This window comes from Sphingomonas sp. R647 (assembly GCF_020177055.1).
GTDB lineage: Bacteria > Pseudomonadota > Alphaproteobacteria > Sphingomonadales > Sphingomonadaceae > Sphingomonas.
In genome coordinates this window covers 463,596-489,034 of sequence record NZ_JAIQXT010000005.1, presented here as the reverse complement: position 1 = coordinate 489,034, position 25,439 = coordinate 463,596, and the positions used below count along the sequence as shown (strand labels likewise).

Genomic DNA, 25,439 nt, shown 5'->3' with positions numbered 1-25,439 from the left:
AGGGACCGCCGTCTGGCCGATCAACGACGAGGTGCTTGCCATGTGGTCCATTGCCGTATTGCTCGCAGCCAGTCCGATGATCCCGACTCCCGATCAAGATGTCGAGCCGGCCAAAGAGATCGTCGTCGTTGGCACGCGTCTGCGCGATGCCTATGCCGCCTGCCTTGCCCGCCACTGTCCACCCAGGGAAGAGGTCGAAGCCGCGATGAAGGCGGCGGTCGAGAGTTTCCGCGTCGGCGACTATGATGAGGCCAAGGCGACGCTGCGCAAGAGCGCATCACGCAACCGCCGACATGCGGCGCAGATGCCGACCACCATGGCGGACCTCTACGCAACTCTCGGGGATGTTGCCGAGCATGAAGGCGATGACAGCCTGTTCCGCACCGCTACGTTGGAGAGCGTCGCCGTGCTGCGACGCCATCTCGGGCCGCAACATCCGACAACCGTTCACGCCAAGACGCGCATCGGCGATATGCTCACCCGGCTCGGGCACGCAGAGAGCGCGGAACATGCCTATCTCGAGGCCGCAGAACAGGCGACGCGCGCCGGTAATTTGCGATTGGCCGGCGAGTTGGGCATCCGCCGCGCCTGGGTGACGTTCAATACCGGCGATTTTCGCCATGCCCGCCGTCAACTGGACCAGATTGCCGAGCGCCACGCGGGCGACGCGCGCCTGATCGGGATGGTTGCAGTGATGCGCGCCCGCATCCTGCTCGCCGAGGGAAAGGACAAGGAAGCGGAGGCAGTGATCGCCGCGCTGCAATCCTCGGGCGGGGCACAGCCGCCGCTTCTTTTCTCCCCCGAATATGAGTCGTTCGACAACTCCCGGCTCGTACCGTTCGGGCTTTCCGGCGAATTTCGGGTCGATGCGACGGAAGGCATGATCGATGGCGGCAGCGAAATTCGCTGGGTCGATATCGGGTTCTGGATCCGTCCCGACGGCACGACCGAAGACGCCGCAGTCCTGCGCTCGTCAAAGGGCGCGGGATGGGCTGCGCCGCTGATCCGTCAAGTGGCCAAGCGCCGCTATGGCAAGAGCGACTCTGGGGACGCAGGGTTCTTCCGCGTCGAGCGCTTCACCTTGCGCCCGTCCTACGCCATGCCAACAGGGTCGCGGCTCGCGCGTCGGCTCGGGCCGCCGACACTACACTCGATCGATCTGACGCAGGCGTCGGAGGCGGCGAACACCCCCTGACGCCAAGGCGCGATCAGAACTCCAGCACGCGGTCGTCGAACAGGCCGAACACGATGGTCGAGGCGTAGAAGGCCACCGCGCGGTCGCGCGGCATGGTGCCGGCCCATTTGCGCATGTCGAACGCGGCGTTCTGGAGCGCCATCATCGTCTGGCTGGCGACCAGCGGGTCGATCGCGCGGATCGATCCTTCGGCGATGCCGTCGGACAGCATCCCGGCATAGCGGCGCGCGATGCGGTTCGACCGGTCGATCAGCGCGGTGCGCACGCGCGACGGCAGGCCGGACAGCGCGGTGGTGCGCAGCAATGGCCCGCGTTCGGAGAACTGGACGTCGAGCAGAGTCGCGATGATGCTGGTCAGCTTGCGCCAATGGTCGCCCGGCCCGTCTTCGGCCAGCCGTTGTGCATCGGCGATCAGATCGAAGCTGCGCTTGTAGCACTCGATCACCAGCTCGTCCTTGGCGTCGAGATGGTGATAGAAGCTGCCCTTGGTGACGTTGAGCTCGCTCGCGATCCTCTGCACCGATGCGCCGCGATAGCCCAGTTCGTTGATCAGCCGCGTTGCCGCCAGCAGAAACGCCTCGCGCCCTGGCTCAGCCTCGTCATGGATCAGGTCGAGCATCGCGGGCTTCCACACGTCGCCCGGTGTCGCGATGCCGTGGCGAAACACGTCCATCAGCCGGCTTTCGACGCGGGAATATTCGTCAACCTCGTAGCGGGTGATCCAGGCCGGAAGCCAGAAGGTGTTCTCGAGCAGCACATGCGCGCGCGCGCCGCGCAGATCGGTTTCGGCGCGCGTGCCGCCTTCGCCCCACAAGGCGCGGGTCTTGCGGAAAATCTGCTGCCAGCGCTGCATCAGGCGGGTGCGCAGTTCACCCTCCATCGCGCGCAGATCGGACAGGATCGCCAGCGCCTTCTCCTCGCCGCGATGGATGCGCGCCAGCCGCTCCATGTTGATCGACAGATAGCGGGCGACGCGGGCTTCCGCCGTCGCTTCGCGATGCGCCTCGTCCAGCATCGCGTCGAGCCGGTCGAGCGTCACGTCGAACGCAGCGGCGGCAAGGTCTTCCTTGCGTTTGAAATAATAGGTAACGCTGGTGGTGTTGAGGCCGACGCGCTGTGCGACGTCCGCGAAGGTCATGCCCTTCGCGCTCTGGTCGTTGATCACGTCCGCCGCCGCCGCGAGGATCGCGTCGCGCTTGGCGCGGAACCGTTTTGTTTCCCCCCGCGCCTCTTCGGGCGCTGCGTCGTCGGCGTTCATCCGTTTAGATTAGCAAATTTGATTCGAACGAACAGTCCTAAAGCGCAGCAATGCGATGCAGAGAGAAGCGCAGCGGAAAAATGCTGCGTCGCCCACTTTACCGAATATCGGGTATGGCCTAACGTCCTTGTCAGCTTCGCTGGATCGGCACCGGCCCGCTCCCCCACCCGGCCACCCGACGGCATTGTATGTTATGGGTGGCCGGGTGGGGGAGCGGGCCGGTGCCGCCTAACTGAGAATGAAAAGGAGAGGGCGCATGGATTTCACGCTGACGGAGCGCGAGACTTATTTCCGCGACCGCGTGCGCGGGTTCATCGACCAGCACATCACCCCGCGCCAGAACGAGTATCGCGATCAGGTGTATACCGGCGAGCGCTGGAAGGTGCTGCCGGTGATCGAGGAGCTGAAGCCGGTCGCGCGCGCGCAGGGGCTGTGGAATTTTTTCATGCCGCCGCATTCGGGCCAGACCCATGTCGATGACAGCTTCGAGTTTGAGGGGACGCGGCTCACCAACCTCGAATACGCGCTGTGCGCCGAGGAGATGGGGCGTGCCGGCTGGGCGAGCGAGGTGTTCAACTGCTCAGCGCCCGACACCGGTAATATGGAGGTGCTCCACCGCTATGGCACGCGCGAGCATAAGGAGCGCTGGCTCAAGCCACTGATGGATGGCGAGATTCGCTCGGCCTTCCTGATGACCGAGCCCGATGTCGCCTCGTCCGACGCGACCAATATTCAGACGTCGATGGTCCGCGACGGCGATCATTATGTGATCAATGGCCGCAAATGGTGGTCGTCGGGCGTCGGCGATCCGCGCTGTGCCGTGGCGATCGTGATGGGCAAGACCAACCCCGACGCGTCACGCCATTCGCAGCAAAGCCAGATTCTGGTGCCGATGGACGCGCCCGGCGTTCGCGTGGAGCGCATGCTTTCGGTGTTCGGGTATGATCACGCGCCGCACGGCCATGGCGAGGTGGTGCTGGAGAATGTGCGTGTGCCGGTCGAGAATATCCTGCTTGGCGAAGGGCGCGGGTTCGAGATCGCGCAGGGCCGGCTTGGGCCGGGGCGCATCCATCATTGCATGCGATCGATCGGCGTTGCCGAAATGGCGCTGGAGCTGATGTGCAAGCGGCTGTTGAGCCGTGTCGCGTTCGGCAAGCGCATCGCGGACCATTCGATCTGGGAACAGCGTGTCGCCGAAGCGCGCTCGAACCTCGAAATGATGCGCCTGCTGTGCCTGAAGGCGGCGGACATGATGGACAAGGCGGGCAACAAGTCGGCGCAGGGCGAGATCGCGATGATCAAGGCGATGGGGCCGCGCATGACGCTGCAGATCCTCGACGATGCGATTCAGGCGTTTGGCGGTGCGGGCGTGTCGGGTGATACGCCGCTGGCGAGTGCGTGGGCGAGCATGCGGACGCTGCGCTTTGCCGATGGGCCGGACGAGGTGCACAACCGTGCGATCGCGCGGTCGGAGTTCGGGAAGTACGGCGAGTTCAAGGCGGATCGGCCGAGCAGCGGCGATATGGCAGTGTCGCGGTAAGCCTTTGCCGTCACCCCCGCGAAAGCGGGGGCCCATCTCCCGGACGCGCGGCAATCGCGCCGGTGAGCTGAATGGATGGCGCAGGAGATGGGCCCCCGCTTTCGCGGGGGTGACGATAGAGGTTTGGGGAGCTCAGGTGAAAGCAGCAGTCCTGTTCGAGGCGGGCAAGCCGCTCGAAGTCCACGATATCCGCATCGACAAGCCCGGGCCGCGCGAGGTGCTGGTGCGCACCGCGGCGTGCGGCGTGTGCCGGTCGGACCTGCATTTCGTGGACGGCGCCTATCCGCACGCGATGCCGACCGTGCCAGGGCATGAGGCGGCGGGCGTGGTCGAGGCGGTGGGGAGCGAGGTCACGCGGCTGAAGCCCGGCGACCATGTCATCACCTTCTTCACCGTGTTCTGCGGGTCGTGCGAGTATTGCGTGTCGGGCCGGCCGTCGCTTTGTCTGGACAATTCGACGCGCCGCCCGGCCGATGCAGCGCCCAAGCTGACGCTCGCCGACGGCACGCCGGTCAACCATTTCCTCAACCTGTCGGCGTTCGCCGAGCAGATGTTGATCCATGAAAATGCCTGCGTCGCGATTTCGAAGGAGATGCCGCTCGACCGGGCCGCGTTGCTCGGCTGTGCGGTGCTGACCGGGGCGGGGTCGATCTTCCGCGACAGCAAGGTGACGCCGGGCGAGACGGTCGCGGTGATCGGCTGTGGCGGGATCGGCCTGTCGGCGATCAACGCGGCGAAGATTGCGGGCGCGGGCAAGATCATCGCGATCGATCCGGTGCCAGAGAAGCGCGCGCTGGCGCGGAAGATGGGCGCGACGCACGATCTCGACGCGATGGCTCCCGATCTGGTCAAGCAGGTGCTCAAGCTCACCGATGGTGGCGTGCATTATGCGATCGAGGCGGTCGGGCGGCCGCAGACTGCGGAGACTGCGTGGCACGTGCTGCGGCGCGGAGGGACCGCGACGATCCTGGGCATGATCGCGCCGGGCCAGTCGGTGAGCATTCCGGGGCCGACCTTCCTGTCGGGCAAGAAACTGCAAGGGTCGCTCGCGGGGTCGATGCAATTCCCGATCGACTTGCCGCGTTTGGTGCAGATGTATCTCGACGGCGTGCTCGACCTCGACTCGATGGTGGCCGAGCGGATCCGGCTGGAGGACATCAACCACGCCTTCGACAACCTCCGTAAAGGGGGCGCGGTGCGCTCCGTGATCGAGTTTTCATGACCAGCCCGGCGGGACATCGCGGCGGGCAGCCGATGGAGCAGGTCGACGACCTCGACGCCGCGCGGCTGACCGCGTGGATGGAGGCCAATGTAGCGGGTTTCACTGGCCCGCTGAGCTACGCCAAATTCCCCGGTGGGCAGAGCAACCCGACCTATCGGATCGACGCGGCGAGCGGGGCCTATGTCCTGCGCCGCAAGCCGTTCGGGCCGTTGCTGCCTTCGGCGCATGCGGTGGATCGCGAATATCGGCTGATCGCGGGGCTGCATCCCACGGGCTTCCCCGTCGCGCGGCCCTATGGGCTGTGCGAGGATGATGGGGTCGTCGGATCGGCCTTCTACATCATGGAGCTGGTCGAGGGCGCGACCTATTGGGACGGGGCGCTGCCCGACAAGACGCCGGCGCAGCGCACCGCGATCTATTACGAGATTTGCGACCGGTTGGCGCAGCTGCATGAGACTGATTATGCGGCGGCGGGGCTGGGCGATTATGGCAAGCCGGGCAGCTATTTCGAGCGGCAGGTCGGGCGTTGGACCAAGCAATATCGGCTGGCGCAGACCGACGATCTCGAGGATGTCGAGAGACTGATCGAGTGGCTGCCGCGCACATTGCCGCCGCAGACGCGCACCAGCATCGTCCATGGCGATTACCGCATCGACAACATGATCTTCGACGCCGATGCGCCGCGCGTGAAGGCGGTGCTCGACTGGGAGCTGTCGACGCTGGGCGATCCGATGGCGGACTTTTCGTACCTGCTGACCAATTGGATGATCCCCGCCAACGGCGCTTCGGCGATTGGCGGCATTACGGGCGCGGAGACCGGCATTCCGACCGTCGAAGCGATGGTCGAGCGTTACTGCGCCGCGACCGGGCGTGACGGGATTCCCGACCTCAACTGGTATTTCGCGTTCGGCCAGTTCCGGCTGATGAGCATCGTGCAAGGGATCAAGCGCCGCCTGCTCGACGGCAATGCCAGCAATGCCCATGCCGAGGAAACCGCGACGCGCGTGCCGGGGCTGGCGGCGAGTGCGTGGGAGTTTGCGCGGAAGGCGGGGGCTTAATTTGACGTCACCCCCGCGAAAGCGGGGGCCTATCTCCCGCACTGTCCACCCTGTGTCACGGTCAGGAGATGGGTCCCCGCTTTCGCGGGGATGACGATAATAGGGAGAAGAAGATGAGCCTGTTCGACCTGACCGGTAAGGTTGCCATCGTCACCGGATCCTCGCGCGGGATCGGCAAGGCCAGCGCCGAGGCGCTTGCCGATCAGGGGGCGAAGGTGGTCATCTCCAGCCGCAACCAGGATGCGTGCGAGGAGGTCGCCGCCGCGATCAACGCGAAGCATGGCGACGGCAGCGCGATCGCGATTGCCGCGAGCATCTCGCACAAGGATGCGCTCCAGCATCTGGTGGACGAGACCCGCCGGGTGTTCGGGCGGATCGACATCCTCGTCTGCAATGCCGCGTCCAACCCCTATTACGGCCCGCTGGCGGGCATTGCGGATGACCAGTTCCGCAAGATCCTCGACAACAACGTCCTGTCCAACCACTGGCTGATCCAGATGGTCGCGCCCGAAATGTGCGCGCGGAAAGACGGGGCGATCGTCATCATCTCCTCGATCGGGGGCCTGCGCGGGTCGCCGGTGATCGGGGCGTACAACGTGTCGAAGGCCGCGGACTTCCAGCTCGCGCGCAACTATGCGGTCGAGTACGGCCCCGACAATGTGCGGGTGAACTGCATCGCGCCGGGCCTGATCAAGACCGACTTCGCCCGTGCCTTGTGGGAGAATCCGGAGGCCGAGGCGCGGGTGAACAAGCAGACCCCGCTGCGCCGGCTGGGTGAGCCTGAGGATATTGCTGGAGGCGTCGTGTTCCTCGCCTCGGCGGCGGGGCGCTATACGACGGGGCAGGCGCTGGTGATCGATGGCGGGGTGACGATCTGATGGCCCGCTTCACCGACAAATCGATCATCGTCACCGGCGCGGGCAGCGGTATCGGCCGTGCCGCCGCGATCCTGTTCGCGGCCGAAGGGGGGCGGGTGATCGTCGCCGACAAGACCGAGGGGGCGGATGAAACGGTCGCGCTGATCGCCGCCGCCGGGGGCACGGCCAAGGCGATTCGCATGGATGCGGGCAGCGAGCCGGACGTGATCGCCACGGTCGATCTCGCCGTCGCCGAATTTGGCGGGCTCGACATCCTCTTCGCCAATGCCGGCATTTCGGGCGGCATGGCCAATCTGTTCGACACCACGCCGGAGCTGATGGCCGAAGTGCTGCGGGTGAACCTGATCGGGCCCCTGCTGGCGATCAAGCATGGCGCGCCCAAGATAGCGGAGCGGGGGAAGGGGGCGATTGTCCTCACCGCCAGCGTCGCGGGCATCCGGTCGGGCGCGGGCAGCCCGGCCTATTCGGCGTCCAAGGCCGGGGTCATCAACCTCGCCGCCGTCGCCGCACAGCAGCTGTCGGGGTCGAATGTCCGCGTCAACGCGCTGTGCCCGGGCCTCACCGAGACGGGGATGACCAAGCCGACCTTCGACTATGCGCGCGAGGCGGGGAAGATGGACCGGGTGGGTCGGTTGAACCCGCTGCGCCGGGGTGCGCAGCCCGAGGAACTGGCGCGCGCGGCGCTGTTCCTGGCGTCGGATGACGCGAGCTACGTCAACGGGCAGGCGCTGGCGGTCGATGGCGGCCTATCGTCGAGCCATCCGGTGACGCGGCAGGAGTTTGGGAAGACGGCGGTGTAGGGGGCGGATACGCTGCCTCTCGGCTGGCGACCCAATTGCGGACATTCGCGTCACTGGGGTTCTGGCTGCACGGAAATACTGACAGACTTCGCGTAGATGGCACCGGAACCGCCGAAAACATCATCAAAGCCTAGCTCATAGTCGCCAGCGGACGCCGAGGTGTTTAAGATTGGGAGGTGCTTAGATGTGAGCCGTCTAAGCCCGACGTCCAAAACGGTAGTGAGCGGATTACAATCGAGTACGACCCCACTAACCCCCTCGAAGCGTAGACATACTCTCGCGTGACGGTCGAGAACGAAGAAACCCCGTTCATCAAGCTCACTCGTGATCCGAAATGCCGAAAGAACAAGTGTTCCAGACGATTCCTCGAAGCTCATGCTCCGGATGGTCGCGTCGTGAAAATCAGGAAGGAAGCCGAACCATTCAGTCAGTTCAGCGGCGCCTTCAAGCTGTGCCAGCAGTGTCCAGTCCGAAGTCCAATTTGTTTGTTTAGCTATTGAGTAGGGCATCCCGGGACGGTGGCGGGGCGTCGCGGAAGACGCAACGCCAGATGTCGGCAATCCACCCACTTTCCTTTGTTCGGACTCGGAGCTGGAAGCGGCCCTCCAGCCTCACTGACCTAATGCCTTGATCCGGTAACAAAAAAAGCGGACGCTGAGGCCATGCTGACGCTCCTCGCCGCCGCCGCCCAGACTGCGACCATCGCCGTGCCTTCGCCGCCGCCGCCCCGCGCCCCCGATCATAACGCCGCTCCCCCCGCTCCTGCTTTTCGCCCGCACCTCGTCGATTACGAAGCGGGGGACGCGCTGCGGTGGGCGGGTCGTTCCTGCGCTGGTTCGGGTCGCACCCTTTACGAAAGCGGCGATGGTTGGCGCGACCGCACCGCGCGCGGTCGAAATGAGCTTCACCCTCGACGCCGAGGGGCGACCGCTCGGGATCAGCCAGAAGGAGATCACGATCTCTAGCGGGTACAGCTACAGCCCCGACACCGATCTCGCCCCCGCATTCAGCCTGTGGCGCTTTGCCAATGGCAGGTCGGGGGTCGCGTGCACCATGACCTTTACGCCGCGTGCCCGGCCCATCGCCGATGTATCGGACGCTGACATTCTGCGTGTCTCTGCGCTGCGCGATACCGCCGGCTCGGCGCAGCGCGCGGTGTTCGACCGCATCCGCGAGATCGATTGCGGTGGCGCGCGGCGGCCGCAGCCATTGCTGCGCGCCTATCCCGATCGCGCGCGCCTGCCGCGTGACCCGGGCAGCCCCGCTTACACCGTGGTCGGGTTCGACATCGACGCGGACGGCATTCCGGCACGGGTCGCGATCGTGACCAGCAGCGGTAATGCCGCGTTCGACCGCGCCGCGATCGATGCCGCCGAACGTGGGCGCTATCCCGGTGGCGGGCCGCGCCAGCGTTGTACGATCCCGATGCTGCTCGGCCCGACCCCGGTTGCCGCGCCGCCATCGCCCGATACGGCCAGCTTTCGGCCTGAAGGCGGGAATTGCCCCGACAAGATCGATTGGGTTCAGCCCTTTGCGAGAAACTATCCCGACGCCTTTCGCCGCCGCTCGATCGAGGGGTGGGCGGTGATCGGCTTCGACCTTGCCCCCTGGGGCACGCCGGGTGAGATCAAGGTTCTGGCGAGCGAACCTGCCCAGGCGTTCGGCCAGCAGGCGCGCAGCATCATTCAGTCGGCGCGGGCCAAGCCGTCGGCCAGCGGCGCCCGCGGCTGTGTCGCGAAGATCAATTTCCGCATGCCCGCGGTCGAGAGTGCCGACGACGACGCGCCCGCTTTCTGACGGCTCCTGACACGCGATTGACCGGGCGGGGCCAAAGGCCGACGCTGCACCCGACACGATGACGGGAGCAGGGCGATGCGGATCATTCGGGCACTGACGGCGGCTTCATTGATGGTGGCGAGCATCCTGCCCGCCCCGGCGCAGGAGGTGGTGGTCACCGCCACCCGATCGGCGAGCAATCGCGATGGCTTTCAGGGCACGTCGATCCCGATCATCACGCTGCGCCGCACCGCCGATTTCGCGGTCCAGCGCGTCGCGATTACCGGCGATACGCGCGACGAGGCGCTGCGCCGCAAGGAAATCTACGCGATGGTGCGCAGCGCGATCGAGCAGGCGGGCAAGCATGGCGTCGAGCTGGCGACGGGCGACTATGTGGTCGAGGCGTTGACCCTCGCCAATTACGGCAACCTCAACCTGGTGCGCGACGGTCGCCCGGATTCGGAGCGGACGAGCTTCATCATCAAGGTGAAGCTGGAACCCGGCATGGACGCCCGCGCCGCGCTCGACCGGATTGCGAAGTTCATCAAGGCGGTGCCGCCGACCGGCCGCGCGCAGATCGAAAAGAGCGGCGACATGACGCTGTCGGTGCTCAACCCGGATCAGTATCGCACCAGGATCATCGAGATGATCGCCGCCGATGCCGCCACGACTGCGGCGCGTTTCGGGTCGGACTATGGGGTGGAGGTGCGTGGGCTGGACCGCCCGGTCGAATGGTCGCGGGCGAGTTTGACTGAGGTGTTTCTGTATTTGCCGGCGGCGTATGTGGTTCGGCCGAAGGAGTAACTGCGAGCCCCATCTCCATCGTCTGCGACGAAGTTTGGTGCGGTTCTGAAACCCTCACCCCTCCCGCATCCGCATCAGCCCTTCCTGCGCGACGCTCGCCACCAGCCGGCCGTCGCGGCTGTAGATCCGCCCGCGGTTGAACCCGCGCGCATGGCCAGCCCAGGGGCTGTCGGTGGTGTAGAGCAGCCAGTCGTCGGCGCGCAGCGGTGCGTGCAGCCATACGGCGTGGTCGAGGCTCGCGCTCTGCAGTCCGCGCGTCATCCAGTTGACGCCGTGCGGCAGCGTCGCGGTGCCGAGCAGCATCATGTCGCTGGCATAGGACAGGATCGCGCGGTGGAGTGCGGGATCGTCGGGCAGGGCAGCGGCGGTGCGGAACCAGCTATGCTGCACCGGTTCGCGCTTTTCCGGCTTGAACCAGTTGCGTGGGGAGCAAGGCCGGATCTCGATCGGGCGCGGGCGCAGGAAGAAGGGGCGGAACTTCTCCGGCACGTGATCGCGGATTTCCTCGCGAAGGTCGAATTCGGAACGCAGGTCGTCGGGGCCCGGCACGTCGGGCATATCGGCCTGATGCGACAGGCCATCTTCGGGCCGCTGGAACGACGCGATCATGTTGAGGATCGGCACGCCCTGTTGCAGCGCGATCACGCGGCGGTTGGCGAAGCTGCCCCCATCATAATCGCGCACGACGCGATAGATGATCGGGAAATCCTCATTGCCCGGCCGCATGAAATAGGCGTGGAGCGAGTGCGCGTCCTTGCCCTCGACCGACCGCTGCGCCGCCTGCAGCGCCTGCCCGATCACCTGCCCGCCGAACACGCGCCCGACCCCGCCCGGCTGGCGCGCGCCGCGATACAGGTCGACATCGATGGTTTCGACGTCGAGCAGCTCGACGAGTTGGGTTACCTGTTCGGCGGCAGTTTCGGCGCGTTTTTCGGTCATTCTTGTTCCTTTAGCCCCTCCCCTTCAGGGGAGGGGTTGGGGTGGGGGAGTCCTGGCAATGCCGCTGTCTCGGTGAGACCCGCACTGCCCCTCCCCAAACCCCTCCCCTAAAGGAGAGGGGCTAGAGAAGGTCAATATCCGCTCGCCCGCGCCAGGGCGTCGGCGTGATAGTTGGTGTCGCCGAACAGCTCGGCCAGCACGCGTCCGCGCTTCATGTAGAAGCCGATATCATATTCGTCGGTCATGCCGATGCCGCCATGCATCTGCACGCCTTCCTGCACCGCCAGCGTCGATGCCATGCCGGCCATCGCCTTGGCGACCGACACCGCATCGTGCGCCTTGGCGTCGCCGGCATCGAGCAATTGCTGTGCCTTGAGCACCGCCGCGCGCGCGACTTCCAGTTCCGAATAAAGGTGCGCCGCGCGATGCTGGAGCGCCTGGAAGCTGCCGATCAGCGTGCCGAACTGCTTGCGCTCCTTGAGATACTGGACCGTCATGTCCATCGCGCCGCCGCCAACGCCGAGCATTTCCGCCGCTGCGCCGGTGCGGCCGGCGCCGAGCAGTGCGTTGAGCACCGCGCGGCCGCCATCGACCTCACCGATCACCGCATCGGCATCGACCGCGACGCCGTCGAACGTCATCCGCGCGGCGAGGCTCGCATCGGCCAGCCGCTGTGGATCGGCGGTGAGGTTCGCCGCATCCTTCGGCACCGCGAACAGCGTGACGCCGTCCGCATCCTCCGGCGATCCGGCGGTGCGCGCGGCGACGATCAGGAGGTCGGCGACATGGCCATGCGCGACGAATTGCTTGGCGCCGGTCAGCTTGAAGCCGTTGCCCGAGCGTTCGGCCTTCATGCCGATCGCGTCGCCATGTTTGGCACGTTCATCGATCGCCAGCGCCGCGACGGTCTCGCCGGAGAGGATGCCGGGGAACCAGCGCTCGCGCTGCGCGGTGCCATTGAGCGCCGCGACCGCCGCGACCGCCGTGGTTAGGAAGGGGGAGGGGGACAGGTTGCGCCCGATCTCCTCCAGCACCACCCCCGCCTCGACATGGCCAAGGCCGAGGCCGCCGTCGCTTTCGGGGATCAGGATGCCGGTGAAGCCCATTTCGGCGAACTGCTTCCACAGGTCGCGGGAAAAGCCGGTGGTGTCGTTTGTGTCACGTAGTGCGCGCATGTGGCTGACCGGGGCGGCTTCGCTCACGAATTGCTGCGCGCTCTCGCGGAGCATCGTCTGTTCGTCGTTGAGGTAGAGTGGCATCGAAATCTCCCTCTCCCCTTCAGGGGAGAGGGCCGGGGAGAGGGGCAGTCTCTCCAACTCCGGCCCGTTGATTTTATCCGACTGCCCCTCTCCCAACCCTCTCCCCTGAAGGGGAGAGGGCTAATGCATCACGCCGGCAGCGCCAGAATCCGCTTGGCGACGATGTTCAGCTGGACCTCGCTGGTCCCGCCTTCGATCGAATTCGCCTTGGTGCGCAGCCATGCGCGCGGCTTCGCGCCGCCGTTCGATCGCTCGCTTTCCCATTCCAGCGTGTCTGACCCGCCGCTCGCCATGACCAGCTCGTGGCGGTCCTTGTTCAGCTCGGTGCCGTAGTACTTCATCATCGACGGCTGGGCGGGATGCGCCTGTCCGGCCTTCAACTGGTCGATGAACCGCTCGGACATTGCCGAGAACGCCTTGGACCGTACCTCGAACATCGCCAGTTGCGCGCGCAGGATCGGGTCGGCGAGACGCCCCTGCGCGTCCAGCCCGATCGTCGCGATTGCGCCTTCGATGAGCGGGTTGCCGCCGGGCGAGGCGAGGCCCATGCCCGAAATCATCTCGCGCTCATGGCCGAGCAGATATTTGGCGACGTCCCAGCCCTTGTTCTCGTCGTGAATCCGGTTCTTCTTGGGCACGCGGACATTGTCGAAGAAGGTTTCGCAGAAGGGCGAATAGCCACTGATCAGCAGGATCGGCTTGGTCGACACGCCCGGCGAGTCCATGTCGAACAGCAGGAAGCTGATCCCGCCCTGCTTGCTGTCCTTGCTGGTGCGCACAAGGCAGAAGATCCAGTCGGCCTTGTCGGCATAGCTGGTCCACACCTTTTGCCCGTTGACGATGTAATCGTCGCCATCGGGGATCGCGCTGGTGGCGAGGCCGGCGAGGTCGCTGCCCGCATTCGGCTCCGAATAGCCCTGGCACCAGCGAATCTCGCCGCGCGCGATTCTGGGCAGATGCTCGAGCTTCTGCTCCTCGGTCCCGTATTTCAGCAGCGCCGGGCCGAGCATCGAGATGCCAAAGCTGTTGAGCGGGTTGCGGCAGTTAAGCGCCGCCATCTCCTCGCGCAGCACCTTGGCTTCCGCCGCCGACAGCCCGCCGCCGCCATATTGCGTGGGCCAGTCGGGCACGGTCCAGCCGCGCGCAGCCATCATGTCCATGTAGCGTTTCTGGTCGGGGTTCTTGCTGTAGTCGGCCTTGCGCCCGCCCCAATTGGCGTCGCCCTCGCCGCGCAGTGGCTCGCGCATCGATGCCGGGACATTGGCCTCCAGCCAGGCGCGGGTCTCTGTGCGGAATTGATCGAGATCGGTCATTGCTTTTCCTCGTCCAGCAAAGCGGCGATGCGGCGCGCGGTCGCGATCGCAAGATGGTCGTGATGCAGGTTGGTCAGCACCTGCACGCCGGTCGGCAGGGCGTTGGTGGTCCCGACCGGGAAGGTGGTGGCGGGCAGGCCCGGATAGGTGGCGAGCCCCGCCCAGGCGAGATGCGCGTCATAGCCGCTCTCCACCCCGTCGATGTCGAGCGTGCGTTCGGCCTGCGGGCGCGGGTCGTGCGGAAACGCCTGGGTCGCGGCGGGCGGTGCGATCACCGCGTCGACGTCCGCAAACAGTGCTGCCCATGCGCGCGTGTTGCGCGCCTGTGCGTCGAGCATCGAGAGGTACGGGAGCAGGCGCGGCAGCGTGTCGTGCAGTGTCGGGTCGGACCGGGCGAACACGGTGCCGAGCAGCGCGGTGTAGCCGTCATGCTGCGCCGACAGATCGGGCAGGGCGGGGTGGGTGCGGATCACTTCCACGCCATCGCGCGCCAGTGCGTCGGCGGCGCGCTCCACTCCGTCGATCACCGCCGAAGCGGTCGCGGTTGCAGGATGCGCAGTCAGCACCAGCACGCGCCGGGCGGGCGCGGCGTCGCGCGGCAACGGTAGGTCGGCGAGCAGGTCGAGCAGCAGTGGCAGATCGCTGCCATGCCGCGCCATCGGCCCGATCACGCTCAGCACCGTTTCTGCGCCATCCGTGCCGGGGAAACGGTGGCCATGGCCGTTCAGCGCGCCAAAGCTCGGCTTGTGCCCCCAGATGCCGCAGAAGTGCGACGGCACGCGGATCGACCCGCCAATATCGCTGCCAAGCTCGATCGGCACATAGCCCGCAGCCAGCGCCGCCGCTGCGCCGCCCGAGCTGCCGCCACAGGTGCGGGTCGGGTCGTGCGGGTTGCTGGTGCGGCCATAGACGGAATTGACGCTCTGCCAGTCGCCCAGCGCCTTGGGGACGTTGGTCTTGCCGAGAATGATCGCGCCCGCCGCTTTCAGGCGCTGCACCGCGACCGCGTCCGAGGTCGCGATGTTGCCAGCCGCGTGCGAGAAGCCCCAGCTGGTAGGCAGCCCCGCGACGTCGAACGCCTCTTTGACCGTCATCGGCACGCCGAGCAGCGGACGGCGCTCGCCGCGCGCCACCGCCGCATCGGCTTCGTCCGCAGCCTTCAGCGCCCGCTCGAAATCGCGCACGACCACCGCGTTGATCGCGCCGTCCCCGGCCTCGATCCGCGCGATGGCGGCTTCGCATTGTTCGCGCGCGCTCGTCTCGCCCGCCGCGATTGCGGTGGCGATGTCGATTGCGGACGCGCGTACCAGCGTCATCCCGGTGCGCCCGTCCGCTGGATCAGCTCGAGCTCATGCCCCTCGGGGTCGAGCAGGAAGGTCAGCCGCGCGCCCGGCAGCTCATGCGGGCCGTGCAGTGCGCGCGCGCCATGCGCGATTGCGCGCGCCGCCGCCGCGTCCAGATCGGCGGTGGTCAGGCCGACCGGGCCATGCCCGTTGCCGACCGTAATCTCCCGCCCGTCGGTGTAGTGGAACAGCACCAAGGTGAAGGGCTGACCGGGCAGGTTGAGCATCGACTCTTCCAGCCCGGGCAGCACCACGCGATTGGTCACCGCGAACCCGAAAGTGTCGCAGTAGAAGCGCTCCATCGCCGCCATGTCGCGCACGACCAGCTTGAAGAAGCCGAGGCGGAAGCGCAGCGCCTCCACCTCGCCCGCCTCCACGCCGGTCGGTGCGGCATCAGCCATTGAAGCGCTCGCCCTTCGCGACCTTGTCCTTCAGCAGCTGCGCGACTTCAAAGCCATGCTTCTCCAGCCCCGCGACGATGGTCTTGAGGCCGACCGTGTCCGCCCAGAACATCGGACCGCCGCGATAGACCGGCCAGCCATAGCCATAGATCCACACGACATCGATGTCCGACGCACGCTGCGCCATGCCTTCTTGCAGGATCAGCGCGCCTTCGTTGACCATCGTGTAGAGCGTGCGCTCGATGATCTCTTCATCGCTCACCTCATGCTGCACCGCGCCGGTCTTTTTGCGGAAATCCTCGATGATCTCGGCGACGCGGGGGCTGGGCGAGGGATTCCGCTTGTCGTCATAGTCGTAGAAGCCGGCCTGCTTCTTCTGGCCCCAGCGGCCCTCGGCGGCGAGCGCGTCGCGGATGCTTTCGATCCGGGTCGGGTCGCGGTGCCAGCCGATGTCGACGCCGGCGAGGTCGCTCATCTGGAACGGCCCCATCGGCATGCCGAATTCGACATGGACGCGGTCGACCTGCTCGGGCGTCGCGCCTTCCATCAGCAGCTTCATCGCCTCGACCTGACGCGGCATCAGCATGCGGTTGCCGATAAAGCCGTGGCACACGCCCGCGACCACTGCGACCTTCTTGATCTTCTTGGCAACGTCCATGACCGTCGCCAGCACATCCTTGTCGGTCTTCGCGCCGCGCACGATTTCCAGCAGCTTCATGACATTGGCGGGCGAGAAGAAGTGCATGCCGACGACATCGCCCGGACGGCTGGTCGATGCCGCGATCTCGTCGATGTTGAGGTAGCTGGTGTTGGAGGCGAGGATCGCGCCCGGCTTGCAGATATTGCTCAGCTTGCCGAAAATGTCCTTCTTGACGTCCATGCTCTCATAGACCGCCTCGATCACCAGGTCGCAATCGGCGAGGTCGTCCAGGCTGAGCGTCGGGGTCAGCAGGCCCATCGCCTGCTCGACCTGCTCGGGCTTGATCCGGCCGCGTGCGGCGCTGCCCTCGTAATTCTTGCGCATCACGCCGGTGCCGCGGTCGAGCGCCTCCTGCTGCATCTCGACGATCGTCACCGGGATACCGGCGGACAGGAAGTTCATCGAAATGCCGCCGCCCATCGTGCCGGCGCCGATCACGCCGACCTTCTTGATCGCGCGCAGCTGCGTATCTTCCGGCACATCGTCGATCTTCGCGGCCTTGCGCTCGGCGAAGAAGATGTGGCGCATTGCCGCGCTCTGCACGCCCATGATCAGCTTCATGAAGCCGTTGCGTTCGCGCTGAACGCCCTCGGCATAGGGCTTGTCGACCGTCTCCTCGATCACCGCGATGATCTCTTCGGGCGCGTCGAAGCCGCGGAAGCGCTTGGCGTTGGTCTTGCGGAAGGCGTCGAACACGCCCGCCTCGACGCTGACCGGCTTCTCGCTGGCGCGGGGCAGGGGGCGGGCGTCCGCCACTTCCTTGGCATAGGCAACCGCGTCGGCGGTCAGGCTGTCCTCACCGGCGAGGCGATCGACCAGGCCAGCGGCCTGCGCGACCTTGGCCGGGACCGGATCGCCCTTTGCGGCCAGCTCGAGCGCGAATTCGACGCCCGCGACGCGCGGCAGGCGCTGGGTGCCGCCCGCGCCGGGGAGGATGCCGAGCTTCACTTCGGGCAGGCCGAACTTCGCCGAGGGTACGGCGATGCGGTAATGGCAGGCCAGCGCGACTTCGCACCCGCCGCCAAGGGCGGTGCCATGGACGGCGGCGACGACCGGCTTCTCGCTTGCCTCGATCGTGTCGACGACGGTCGGCAGCCCCGGCTCCTGCATCGGCTTGCCGAATTCGGTGATATCGGCGCCGGCGAAGAAGGTGCGCCCGTCACAGCGGATCACCGCGGCCTTCAGGCTGTCGTCGCTGTTCAGTTCCTTGATCGCCGCGTCCAGCCCCTGCCGCACCGCCGCGCCCAGCGCGTTCACCGGCGGGTTGTTTGAGGTGATGACGAGGATATCGCCCTGTTTTTCGGTCGTAATCACGGACATGTCGCTCTCCAGTTGCGTATTGCGCCGGTCAGGCCAGCGCGGAATAGATCATCGTCTTCAGCTCGCGCCGGATCGGGTAGAGCCCCGATGGCGACAGCTGGGTCATGAACACCATCGTGATCCGTTCGACCGGATCGACGAAGAAGGCGGTCGAAAACATCCCGCCCCAATAAAACTCCCCGACGCTGCCCGGGATCATCGAGCGCGCGACGTCGATGTTCATCGCAAAGCCGAGGCCAAAGCCGGTGCCGGCATTCTGCGTCTCGCTGAACAGCGACCGTGACAGTGCCGACAGGTCCTTGCCGCCGGGCAAATGGTTCATGACCATCAGGTCGAGCGTCTTGCGCCCGATGATGCGCGCGCCGTCCAGCGTCCCGCCATTCACCAGCATCGTGCAGAAGCGGTGATAGTCGAGCGCGGTGGAGACGAGGCCGCCACCGCCCGACAGCAAGGTCGGCTTGCGGCTCCACGCCGATTTCTCGCCCTGATCATACATCACCCGGCCTTCGCCTGGCTTGAACGTGTAGCAGTCGGTCAGGCGATCGATCTTGTCCGCCGGGACCATGAACCCGGTGTCGTGCATGCCGAGCGGGGCGAAGATGTGCTCGGCGAAATAGGCGTCGAGCGTCTGGCCCGACACGCGCTCGACCACCGCGCCGAGCACATCGGTCGACACCGAATAATTCCACGCCTCACCCGGCGAGAATTCGAGCGGCAGCTTGCCCAGCGCCGCGACGAAGCCGTCAAGGTCGAGATGCCCGTGCCAGCTCTCGATCCGCCCCTCGCGATAGGCGGCATCGACATTGCCGCGATTCTGGAAGCCATAGGTGAGGCCGGAGGTGTGCCGCAGCAGATCGATCATCCGCATCGGCTCGGTCGTCGGGCGGGTGACGAACGGCACCCCGCCGCCACCGCCATTATAGACGCCCAGCCCCTTGAATTCGGGCAGCACGTGGTGGACCGGGGTGTCGAGCGCGACGCTCCCTTGCTCGACCAATTGCATGAACGCGATCGAGGTCACCGGCTTGGTCATCGACGCGATGCGGTAGATCGATCCTTCGTCCACCGCGCCGCCGCCTTCTCGCGCTGCGCCCTGATGGCTGAAATGCGCGATCTTGCCGTCACGCGCGATCAGCAACTGGGCATTGGGCAGCTTTCCGGTGTCGAGATACCGCGCCTTCACAAAGGCGTCGATCGCCGCGAGCCGATCCGGCGCGAAGCCGATGGATGCGGGGGGTGCGAAGTCGGCGGAGTCCATACCTGTAATTCGAATCCTCGTCCCGAAGTGTTCGCGCGATTGTCGCTTCCCTATTGCGTTACGCGGCCAATGAATCAAGAATGAAGTGCGTGGACGGGTGGTGGAATCGCCAAACCGGACATTCAACAACGATATGATTGGAGAGACCCGCCTTGGCCCCCGAACCGCTCATCCCGCTCGACCCGTCCTGGCCGAAGATGACGCTGGCGCAAGCCCAGGCGCTGATGACCGCGCCCGGGCAGAAGCTGGAAATGGACGAGGTCGAAATCCGCGGCATCAAGACGCGGGTGTGGAAGAACGCCCCGCCCAACCTCGCCGCATTGCTCCAGCTGTCGCGTACTCATGGCGAGCGTATCTTCACCATCCATGAGGATGAGCGGGTCAGCTATGAAGCGAATTTCCGCGCCACCGCGCACCTCGCGACCAAATTGCGCGAGATGGGGGTGGTCAAGGGTGACCGCGTCGCGCTGGCGATGCGCAACACTCCGGAATGGCCGGTGATCTTCTTTGCCGCGGTCAGCATCGGCGCGATCCTCGTTCCGCTCAACGCGTGGTGGACCGGCGGCGAGCTGGATTACGGCCTGCGCGATTCGGGTTCGAAGATACTGTTCCTCGACGGCGAGCGGTTCGCCCGGCTGCAGAAGCGGCTGCCCGAGCTGCCGGATCTTCAGCGCACCATCGTCAGCCGCTGGGATGGCGAATTGCCCGAGGGCGTCGACAAGCTCGAAGACCTGATCGGCGCGCCCAATGACTGGGCGACCCTTGCGGACGTTCCGCTCCCCGCCGAACCGACGCTGGAGCCGGAAGACGACGCGACGATCTTCTACACCAGCGGCACCACCGGTTCGCCCAAGGGCGCGCTCGGCACGCACCGCAATCTGTGCACCAACATCATGTCCGGCGGATATGCCGCCGCGCGCTCGTACCTGCGCCGCGGCGAAATGCCGCCCGAGCCGCAGCCCAAGGTCGGCCTGCTGGTCATTCCGCTGTTCCACGTCACGGCCTGTTCGGCGAGCCTGATGGGCACGCTCGCGTCGGGCAACACCGCCGTGTTCATGCGGAAATGGGATGTGATCGAGGCGATGGAGATCATCCAGCGCGAAAAGGTCAACCTGACCGGCGGCGTGCCGACGATCGCGTGGCAGATTCTGGAGCATCCCGACCGCGCCAAATACGACCTCTCCAGCCTTGAGGCGATCGCCTATGGCGGCGCGCCCTCGGCGCCCGAGCTGGTCAAGCGCATCTTCACCGAATTCGGCGCGCTGCCCGGCAATGGCTGGGGCATGACCGAGACGATGGCGACCGTCACCAGCCATTCGTCCGAGGATTATTTGAACCGCCCGACCAGCGCCGGCCCGCCGGTGCCGGTCGCCGACCTCAAGATCATGGACCCCGAAGGCGAGCACGAACTGCCCGTCGGCGAAGTCGGCGAATTGTGGGCCAAGGGGCCGATGATCGTGAAGGGATACTGGAACAAGCCTGAGGCGACCGCCGAGTGCTTCCGCGACGGCTGGGTCCGCACCGGCGATCTGGCGAAGCTGGACGAGGAAGGGTTCCTGTTCATTGTCGACCGCGCCAAGGACATGATCATCCGCGGCGGCGAGAATATCTACTCGTCCGAGGTCGAAGACGTGCTCTACGCCCACCCCGCCGTCACCGACTGCGCGCTGATCGGCATCCCGCACAAGACGCTGGGCGAGGAGCCGGCTGCGGTGGTGCATCTCGCGCCGGGCATGGAGGCGAGCGAGGCGGAGTTGCAGGCCTGGGTCCGCGAACGGCTGGCGATCTTCAAGACTCCGGTCGCGATCCGTTTCGTCGCGGAGACGCTCCCGCGGAATGCGAATGGGAAGATTTTGAAGAAGGATCTGAAGGCGTTGTTTGTGGAGGAGGGGGTGGCCTGAGTTTCAGGCTGACCTCCCCCTCTCGTCGTCCCGGGCTTGACCCGGGACGGAGCTTCTTCTTCTTCTTCCAACGTCGGCCAAGAAAAGCCCGGCCCCGGGTCAAGCCCGGGGCGACGTGGTGTGGGTGGCTTGACTGCCGACCCAACCTGGGGTGGGGTTGTGCCATGCCACGCGCACCCAAAGGCGGCTGGGTCTACATCATGGCCAACCGGTATCGCGGCAAGATGTATACCGGCGTCTCGGCAAACCTGCCCGCCCGGGTTCACCAGCACCGCACAGGAGCCGGATCGAGTTATTGCGCCGAGCATCACCTGACCCGCCTCGTCTGGGCGGAATTTGCCGAGGACATCAGCGACGCGATCGCGCATGAAAAGCGGGTTAAACGCTGGCACCGCGAATGGAAGTTCGCGCTGATCGAGAAGGCGAATCCGGATTGGGTCGACCTGTACAATCAAATCGCTGGCGGCGACTAAAACCCACTCGTCGCCCACCCCCCATCTTATCGTCGCCCCGGGCTTGACCCGGGGCTGGGCTGCCTTTTTCCCTCGGCCGTCGTCAAGAAAAAGCCCTGTCCCGGGTCAGGCCCGGGACGACGAAAGGGAGGGAGGTCCCAACAAAAAAGGACCGGTCCTTTCGAACCGGCCCCCTCCATCACATCAGGCGAGCCGCCTCACCAGATCTTCACCCGCTGTTCCGGCGGCAGGTACAGCGCGTCGCCGGGCTTCACGTTGAACGCGACGTACCAGGCGTCGACGTTGCGCACGATGCCGTTGACGCGATACTTGGCCGGGCTGTGCGGGTCGGTCAGCAGGCGCTGGCGCTCGGCGTCTTCGCGCACCTTGGACTGCCATGCCTGCGCATAGGACAGGAAGAAGCGCTGGTCGCCGGTCAGGCCGCCGATCACCGGGGCCTTGCCGTGCTTCGCCTGATAGCGCTGATACGCGCCATAGGCCATCTCGACGCCGCCCAGATCGCCGATATTCTCACCCAGCGTCAGCTTGCCGTTGATCTTGGTGCCCGGGATCGGCTCATAGCCGTTGAACTGTTCGACCAGCACTGCGGTGCGCTTGGCGAACGCCGCCTTGGCTTCGGGCGTCCACCAGTTGGCGAACTTGCCGTCGGCACCGAACTGGCTGCCCTGATCGTCAAAGCCGTGGCCGATCTCATGCCCGATGATCGCGCCGATCGCACCATAGTTGACCGCCGGGTCCGCCTTCGCGTCGAAATACGGCGCCTGCAGGATCGCGGCCGGGAAGGTGATCTGGTTGGCGAGCGGGTTGTAATAGGCGTTCACCGTCTGCGGCGTCATGTCCCACAGCGACCGGTCGACCGGCTTGCCGAGCTTCGAGAGCTGATAATTCTGTCCCCATTCGCGCGACGCCATCATGTTGCCGAGCAGGTCGCCGCGGCTGATCTTCATCGACGAATAATCGATCCACTTGGCCGGGTGGCCGACGCGCGGATCGAACGCGACCAGCTTGGCCAGCGCCTTCTCCTTCGTCGCCGGGTCCATCCACTGGTTGGCCTTCAACCGCTCGTCCAGGCTGGCGCGCAGGTCGACGATCAGCTCGTTCATCTTGGCCGAGCTTTCCGGCGGATAATGGCGCGCGACGTAAATCTCGCCGACCGCTTCGCCGAGCGCGCCGTTGACCAGCTGAATGCCGCGCTTCCACCGCTCGCGCTTCTGCGGGGTGCCCGACAGCGTCTTGGCGTAGAAGTTGAACGAGGCATCGTCGAACGCCTTGGGCAGATAGGCCGCGTTGGACGAGATGAAGTGGAACGTCATCCAGTCCTGCCAGGTCGACACCGGCACTTGCGCGAACATCTTGCCCAGCGCGGTCAGCGCGGTGTCGTTACCCATGATCATCTTGGGCAGCGATCCCAGACCCGCGGTCTCCATCATGCCGGTCCAGTTGAACTCGGGCGCGAGCTTGGCCATGCCGGCGCGGTCCATCGGCTTGTACAGCGCCATGATGTTGCGGTTCTGCTCGGGGCTCCAGTGCACCTTGGCCATCGCGGTTTCGAACGCGACGATCGCGTCGGCCTTCTTCGCGGCGTCACCGATGCCGGCGAGTGTCAGCACCTGCTCGACATAGGCGCGGTAGGCGGCGCGGAACTTGTCGTATTTCTCGCCTTCCAGCAGATAATAGTCGCGCGCCATGCCGAGCGTGCCCTGGCTGGCGAACGCGGTGTACTGCGTCGGGTCGGCGAGGTCGGGGATGATCCCGATATCGACCGGGCTGGCATAGCCGGTGCTGGCGAACAGCGTCTGGATCTTGGCGCGGTCATTCGCGGCCGCGATCTTGGCGAGATAGGGCTTCAATGGCGCGGTGCCGCGCGCCTCGATCCCGGCTTCGTCCATCCAGCTGGCGTAGAGGTCGCCGATCTGCTGACCCTTGGCGCCGAACTGGCTGGGGTTCTTGGCCATGTCGTCGAGGATCGCGCGCACCGAAATTTCGGCCTCGTCGGTCAGCTTGACGCCATAGCCCGCCGACGCGCGATCCGCCGCGATCTCGACCGACTTGTCCCAGCCGCCATTGACGTAAGACCAGAAGTCATCGCCCGGCTTGACGCTCTTGTCCTGTGTGGACAGCTCAAGGCCGACGGTGCCGTAACGCGGCCCGCTCGCGGTCTGCGACAGCGCAGGACCGGTCAGCGCGAGCGCGGCAACGCCCAGCGTCAGGCGCGTGAAAACACTGATCTTCATACGAAAATTCCCCCGAGGCACGATAGTGTATTGTGTAACCATAACGGTTGACGGGAGGGGGCGCAATCGCGGGCGAACAACATTCTTCGTCGTCCCGGGCTTGACCCGGGACCGGGCTTCTTCTTTCTCAGCGCTGGCCAAGAAAAGCCCAGCCCCGGGTCAAGCCCGGGGCGACGGGGGAGGGTTTAGGTTAGAACCCCCGCGACCGCCTTCTTCCAACCCGCAAGCCGCGCCTCCCGCGCATCGCCATCCATCGCCGGCTCGAACATCTCGACCCGCCCGCGCATCGCTGCAGCCTCCTCCAGCCCGGAAAACAGCCCGCAGCCTACGCCCGCCAGCATCGCGGCGCCCAGCGCGGTCGTCTCGGTGAACGCCGGCCGCTCGACCGTCACGCCGAGTACATCGGCGAGATCCTGCGCGATCCAGTCATTTGCGACCATCCCGCCATCGATCCGCAGCCGCGACCAGTCGCAGCCATCGGCGGCGAAGGCTGTCTTCAGGTCGTGGCTCTGGTGCGCCATTGCCTCGAGCGCGGCGCGTACGACATGCGCCTTGCCGCTGGCGAGGCTTAGCCCGCTGATCGCCCCGCGCGCTTCCGGCTCCCACCATGGTGCGCCGAGCCCCGACAGAGCGGGGACGAAATACACGCCGCCATTGTCGGCGACGCTGCGCGCGAGCGCCTCGGTCTCGCGCGCGTCCGTAATCAGGCCGAGCGAATCGCGCAGCCATTTGACCACGCTGCCCGCGACGAACACCGACCCTTCGATCGCATAGGTGCGCTTGCCGTCGAGCTGGCACAGCACGGTCGAGAGCAGCCGGTGGCGCGACGTCGGCTGGCGCTCGCCGGCATTGGTCAGCACGAACGCGCCGGTGCCATAGGTCGCCTTGGTCTCGCCCGGCGCCAGGCACGTCTGCCCGATCGTCGCCGCCTGCTGGTCACCGGCCAGCCCGCAGATCGGGATGCGGCCGCCGAACAGCGTCGTCTCGCCGAACATCCCCGCGCAGTCGACAATCTCGGGCAGCGCGCCGCGCGGGCAGTCGAACAGGTCGAGCAGCCCGTCGCTCCAGCCGCCGCTGCCAAGGCCCATCAGCAAGGTGCGCGACGCATTGGTCGCATCGCTGACGTGCAACCCGCCCGTCAATTTCCACACCAGCCAGCTTTCGACCGTCCCGATCGCCAGCCGGTCGCCGGCCTCGCGCAGCTGTGGCCAGTTGGCCATCGCCCAGGCGATCTTGGTCCCGCTGAAATAGGGGTCGAGCAACAGGCCGGTGCGCGCCTGCACCCCCGGCTCCTCGCCGCGTTCCTTGAGGCTGCGGCACAGCTCAGCGCTGCGGCGGTCCTGCCACACGATCGCCGGGGCGAGCGGTTGCCCGGTCTCCTTGTCCCAGAAGACGATCGTCTCGCGCTGGTTGGTGATGCCGATCGCGGCGATTGCGTCCGGCCCGCCTGCACGCTCGATCATCGTCGCGGCGCAATTGGCGGTTTCGGCCCAGATCTGCTCGGGGTCGTGCTCGACCCATCCTGCGCGCGGATAGGATTGCAGCAGCGGAACCGCGATGCTGTCGAGGCAGCGACCATCCGGGGCGAACAGCATCGCGCGGGTCGAGGTCGTCCCCTCGTCGATGACCAGCAAAATCTCTCCCATGGCGCGCAGGTTAGCGAGGATTACAAGCTGCGCAAATCGCGCTAGGATTCGGTTGAGAGGTGAAGCACGTGGACGAGGGTTTAGGGAACGATCGGCGCAGCGGAGGGGAGGGCGATACGCC

At 66.1% G+C, this 25,439-nt stretch carries 21 protein-coding genes; 10 read left to right on the top strand and 11 right to left on the bottom strand.

Annotation, left to right across the window (positions count from 1 at the left end; genetic code table 11):
* The first annotated feature begins 76 nt into the window (after window positions 1-76).
* Complete coding sequence (locus tag K9B35_RS15365) at window positions 77-1,195, top strand: tetratricopeptide repeat protein (RefSeq protein WP_224922859.1); 1,119 nt, start codon at window positions 77-79, stop codon at window positions 1,193-1,195.
* A gap of 13 nt (window positions 1,196-1,208) precedes the next feature.
* Here K9B35_RS15365 and K9B35_RS15360 read toward each other — a convergent pair whose 3' ends face one another.
* Window positions 1,209-2,453 (bottom strand): TetR/AcrR family transcriptional regulator, encoded by a 1,245-nt coding sequence (locus K9B35_RS15360; RefSeq protein ID WP_224922858.1) that lies wholly within the window; start codon window positions 2,451-2,453, stop codon window positions 1,209-1,211.
* Window positions 2,454-2,709: 256 nt separating this feature from the next.
* Here K9B35_RS15360 and K9B35_RS15355 point away from each other — a divergent pair, with 256 nt between their 5' ends.
* The 5 genes from K9B35_RS15355 to K9B35_RS15335 all read left to right on the top strand — a co-directional run bounded on the left by K9B35_RS15355 (window position 2,710) and on the right by K9B35_RS15335 (window position 7,951).
* On the top strand, window positions 2,710-3,993 hold the full coding sequence (locus K9B35_RS15355) for an acyl-CoA dehydrogenase family protein (RefSeq protein ID WP_224922857.1): 1,284 nt from the start codon (window positions 2,710-2,712) through the stop codon (window positions 3,991-3,993).
* Window positions 3,994-4,129: 136 nt separating this feature from the next.
* Entirely contained in the window at window positions 4,130-5,215 is a 1,086-nt protein-coding gene (locus K9B35_RS15350) for a Zn-dependent alcohol dehydrogenase (RefSeq protein WP_224922856.1), read from the top strand.
* Entirely contained in the window at window positions 5,212-6,273 is a 1,062-nt protein-coding gene (locus tag K9B35_RS15345; RefSeq protein WP_224922855.1) for a phosphotransferase family protein, read from the top strand. The genes K9B35_RS15350 and K9B35_RS15345 overlap by 4 nt, the downstream gene beginning before the upstream one ends.
* A gap of 113 nt (window positions 6,274-6,386) precedes the next feature.
* Complete coding sequence (locus K9B35_RS15340; RefSeq protein WP_224922854.1) at window positions 6,387-7,151, top strand: SDR family NAD(P)-dependent oxidoreductase; 765 nt, start codon at window positions 6,387-6,389, stop codon at window positions 7,149-7,151.
* Window positions 7,151-7,951, top strand: a complete 801-nt coding sequence (locus tag K9B35_RS15335) for an SDR family NAD(P)-dependent oxidoreductase (protein ID WP_224922853.1) — start codon at window positions 7,151-7,153, stop codon at window positions 7,949-7,951. Before K9B35_RS15340 ends, K9B35_RS15335 begins: the two co-directional genes overlap by 1 nt.
* A 50-nt stretch (window positions 7,952-8,001) precedes the next feature.
* On the opposite strand, the gene K9B35_RS15330 is transcribed toward K9B35_RS15335, so the two are convergent.
* Complete coding sequence (locus tag K9B35_RS15330; protein WP_224922852.1) at window positions 8,002-8,460, bottom strand: hypothetical protein; 459 nt, start codon at window positions 8,458-8,460, stop codon at window positions 8,002-8,004.
* A 355-nt stretch (window positions 8,461-8,815) separates the two neighbouring features.
* On the opposite strand from K9B35_RS15330, the gene K9B35_RS15325 reads away from it, so the two are divergent.
* Both K9B35_RS15325 and K9B35_RS15320 read left to right on the top strand, forming a co-directional pair.
* On the top strand, window positions 8,816-9,748 hold the full coding sequence (locus K9B35_RS15325) for a TonB family protein (RefSeq protein WP_224922851.1): 933 nt from the start codon (window positions 8,816-8,818) through the stop codon (window positions 9,746-9,748).
* Window positions 9,749-9,823: 75 nt separating this feature from the next.
* On the top strand, window positions 9,824-10,531 hold the full coding sequence (locus K9B35_RS15320) for a TonB-dependent receptor (protein ID WP_224922850.1): 708 nt from the start codon (window positions 9,824-9,826) through the stop codon (window positions 10,529-10,531).
* 54 nt (window positions 10,532-10,585) lie between these two features.
* Here the strand turns inward: K9B35_RS15320 and K9B35_RS15315 are convergent, their stop codons facing one another.
* From K9B35_RS15315 to K9B35_RS15285, 7 genes are all read right to left on the bottom strand, one after another.
* Complete coding sequence (locus K9B35_RS15315) at window positions 10,586-11,470, bottom strand: acyl-CoA thioesterase (RefSeq protein WP_224922849.1); 885 nt, start codon at window positions 11,468-11,470, stop codon at window positions 10,586-10,588.
* A gap of 131 nt (window positions 11,471-11,601) precedes the next feature.
* Window positions 11,602-12,729 (bottom strand): acyl-CoA dehydrogenase family protein, encoded by a 1,128-nt coding sequence (locus K9B35_RS15310; RefSeq protein WP_224922848.1) that lies wholly within the window; start codon window positions 12,727-12,729, stop codon window positions 11,602-11,604.
* A 128-nt stretch (window positions 12,730-12,857) separates the two neighbouring features.
* Window positions 12,858-14,042: an acyl-CoA dehydrogenase family protein gene (locus K9B35_RS15305; RefSeq protein WP_224922847.1), complete on the bottom strand. Its 1,185-nt coding sequence runs from the start codon at window positions 14,040-14,042 to the stop codon at window positions 12,858-12,860.
* Window positions 14,039-15,358, bottom strand: coding sequence for an amidase family protein (locus K9B35_RS15300; RefSeq protein WP_224922846.1), 1,320 nt, complete (start codon window positions 15,356-15,358; stop codon window positions 14,039-14,041). Before K9B35_RS15300 ends, K9B35_RS15305 begins: the two co-directional genes overlap by 4 nt.
* The gene (locus K9B35_RS15295; RefSeq protein WP_224922845.1) at window positions 15,355-15,786 is read right to left on the bottom strand and encodes a VOC family protein; all 432 of its coding nucleotides are present in this window, start codon (window positions 15,784-15,786) and stop codon (window positions 15,355-15,357) included. The genes K9B35_RS15300 and K9B35_RS15295 overlap by 4 nt, the downstream gene beginning before the upstream one ends.
* Window positions 15,779-17,806: a 3-hydroxyacyl-CoA dehydrogenase NAD-binding domain-containing protein gene (locus K9B35_RS15290; RefSeq protein ID WP_224922844.1), complete on the bottom strand. Its 2,028-nt coding sequence runs from the start codon at window positions 17,804-17,806 to the stop codon at window positions 15,779-15,781. Before K9B35_RS15290 ends, K9B35_RS15295 begins: the two co-directional genes overlap by 8 nt.
* A gap of 28 nt (window positions 17,807-17,834) precedes the next feature.
* Entirely contained in the window at window positions 17,835-19,064 is a 1,230-nt protein-coding gene (locus tag K9B35_RS15285; RefSeq protein WP_224922843.1) for a serine hydrolase domain-containing protein, read from the bottom strand.
* A gap of 197 nt (window positions 19,065-19,261) precedes the next feature.
* Between K9B35_RS15285 and K9B35_RS15280 the strand changes: the two genes are divergently transcribed.
* Both K9B35_RS15280 and K9B35_RS15275 read left to right on the top strand, forming a co-directional pair.
* Window positions 19,262-20,965 (top strand): class I adenylate-forming enzyme family protein, encoded by a 1,704-nt coding sequence (locus tag K9B35_RS15280; protein ID WP_224922899.1) that lies wholly within the window; start codon window positions 19,262-19,264, stop codon window positions 20,963-20,965.
* 164 nt (window positions 20,966-21,129) lie between these two features.
* Window positions 21,130-21,438: a GIY-YIG nuclease family protein gene (locus K9B35_RS15275; protein WP_224922842.1), complete on the top strand. Its 309-nt coding sequence runs from the start codon at window positions 21,130-21,132 to the stop codon at window positions 21,436-21,438.
* A 197-nt stretch (window positions 21,439-21,635) separates the two neighbouring features.
* On the opposite strand, the gene K9B35_RS15270 is transcribed toward K9B35_RS15275, so the two are convergent.
* A complete protein-coding gene (locus tag K9B35_RS15270) occupies window positions 21,636-23,672 on the bottom strand; it encodes a M13 family metallopeptidase (RefSeq protein WP_224922841.1) in 2,037 nt (678 codons plus the stop codon).
* Window positions 23,673-23,857: 185 nt separating this feature from the next.
* Entirely contained in the window at window positions 23,858-25,318 is a 1,461-nt protein-coding gene (gene glpK / locus K9B35_RS15265; RefSeq protein ID WP_224922840.1) for a glycerol kinase GlpK, read from the bottom strand.
* Between the last annotated feature and the right edge of the window lie 121 nt (window positions 25,319-25,439).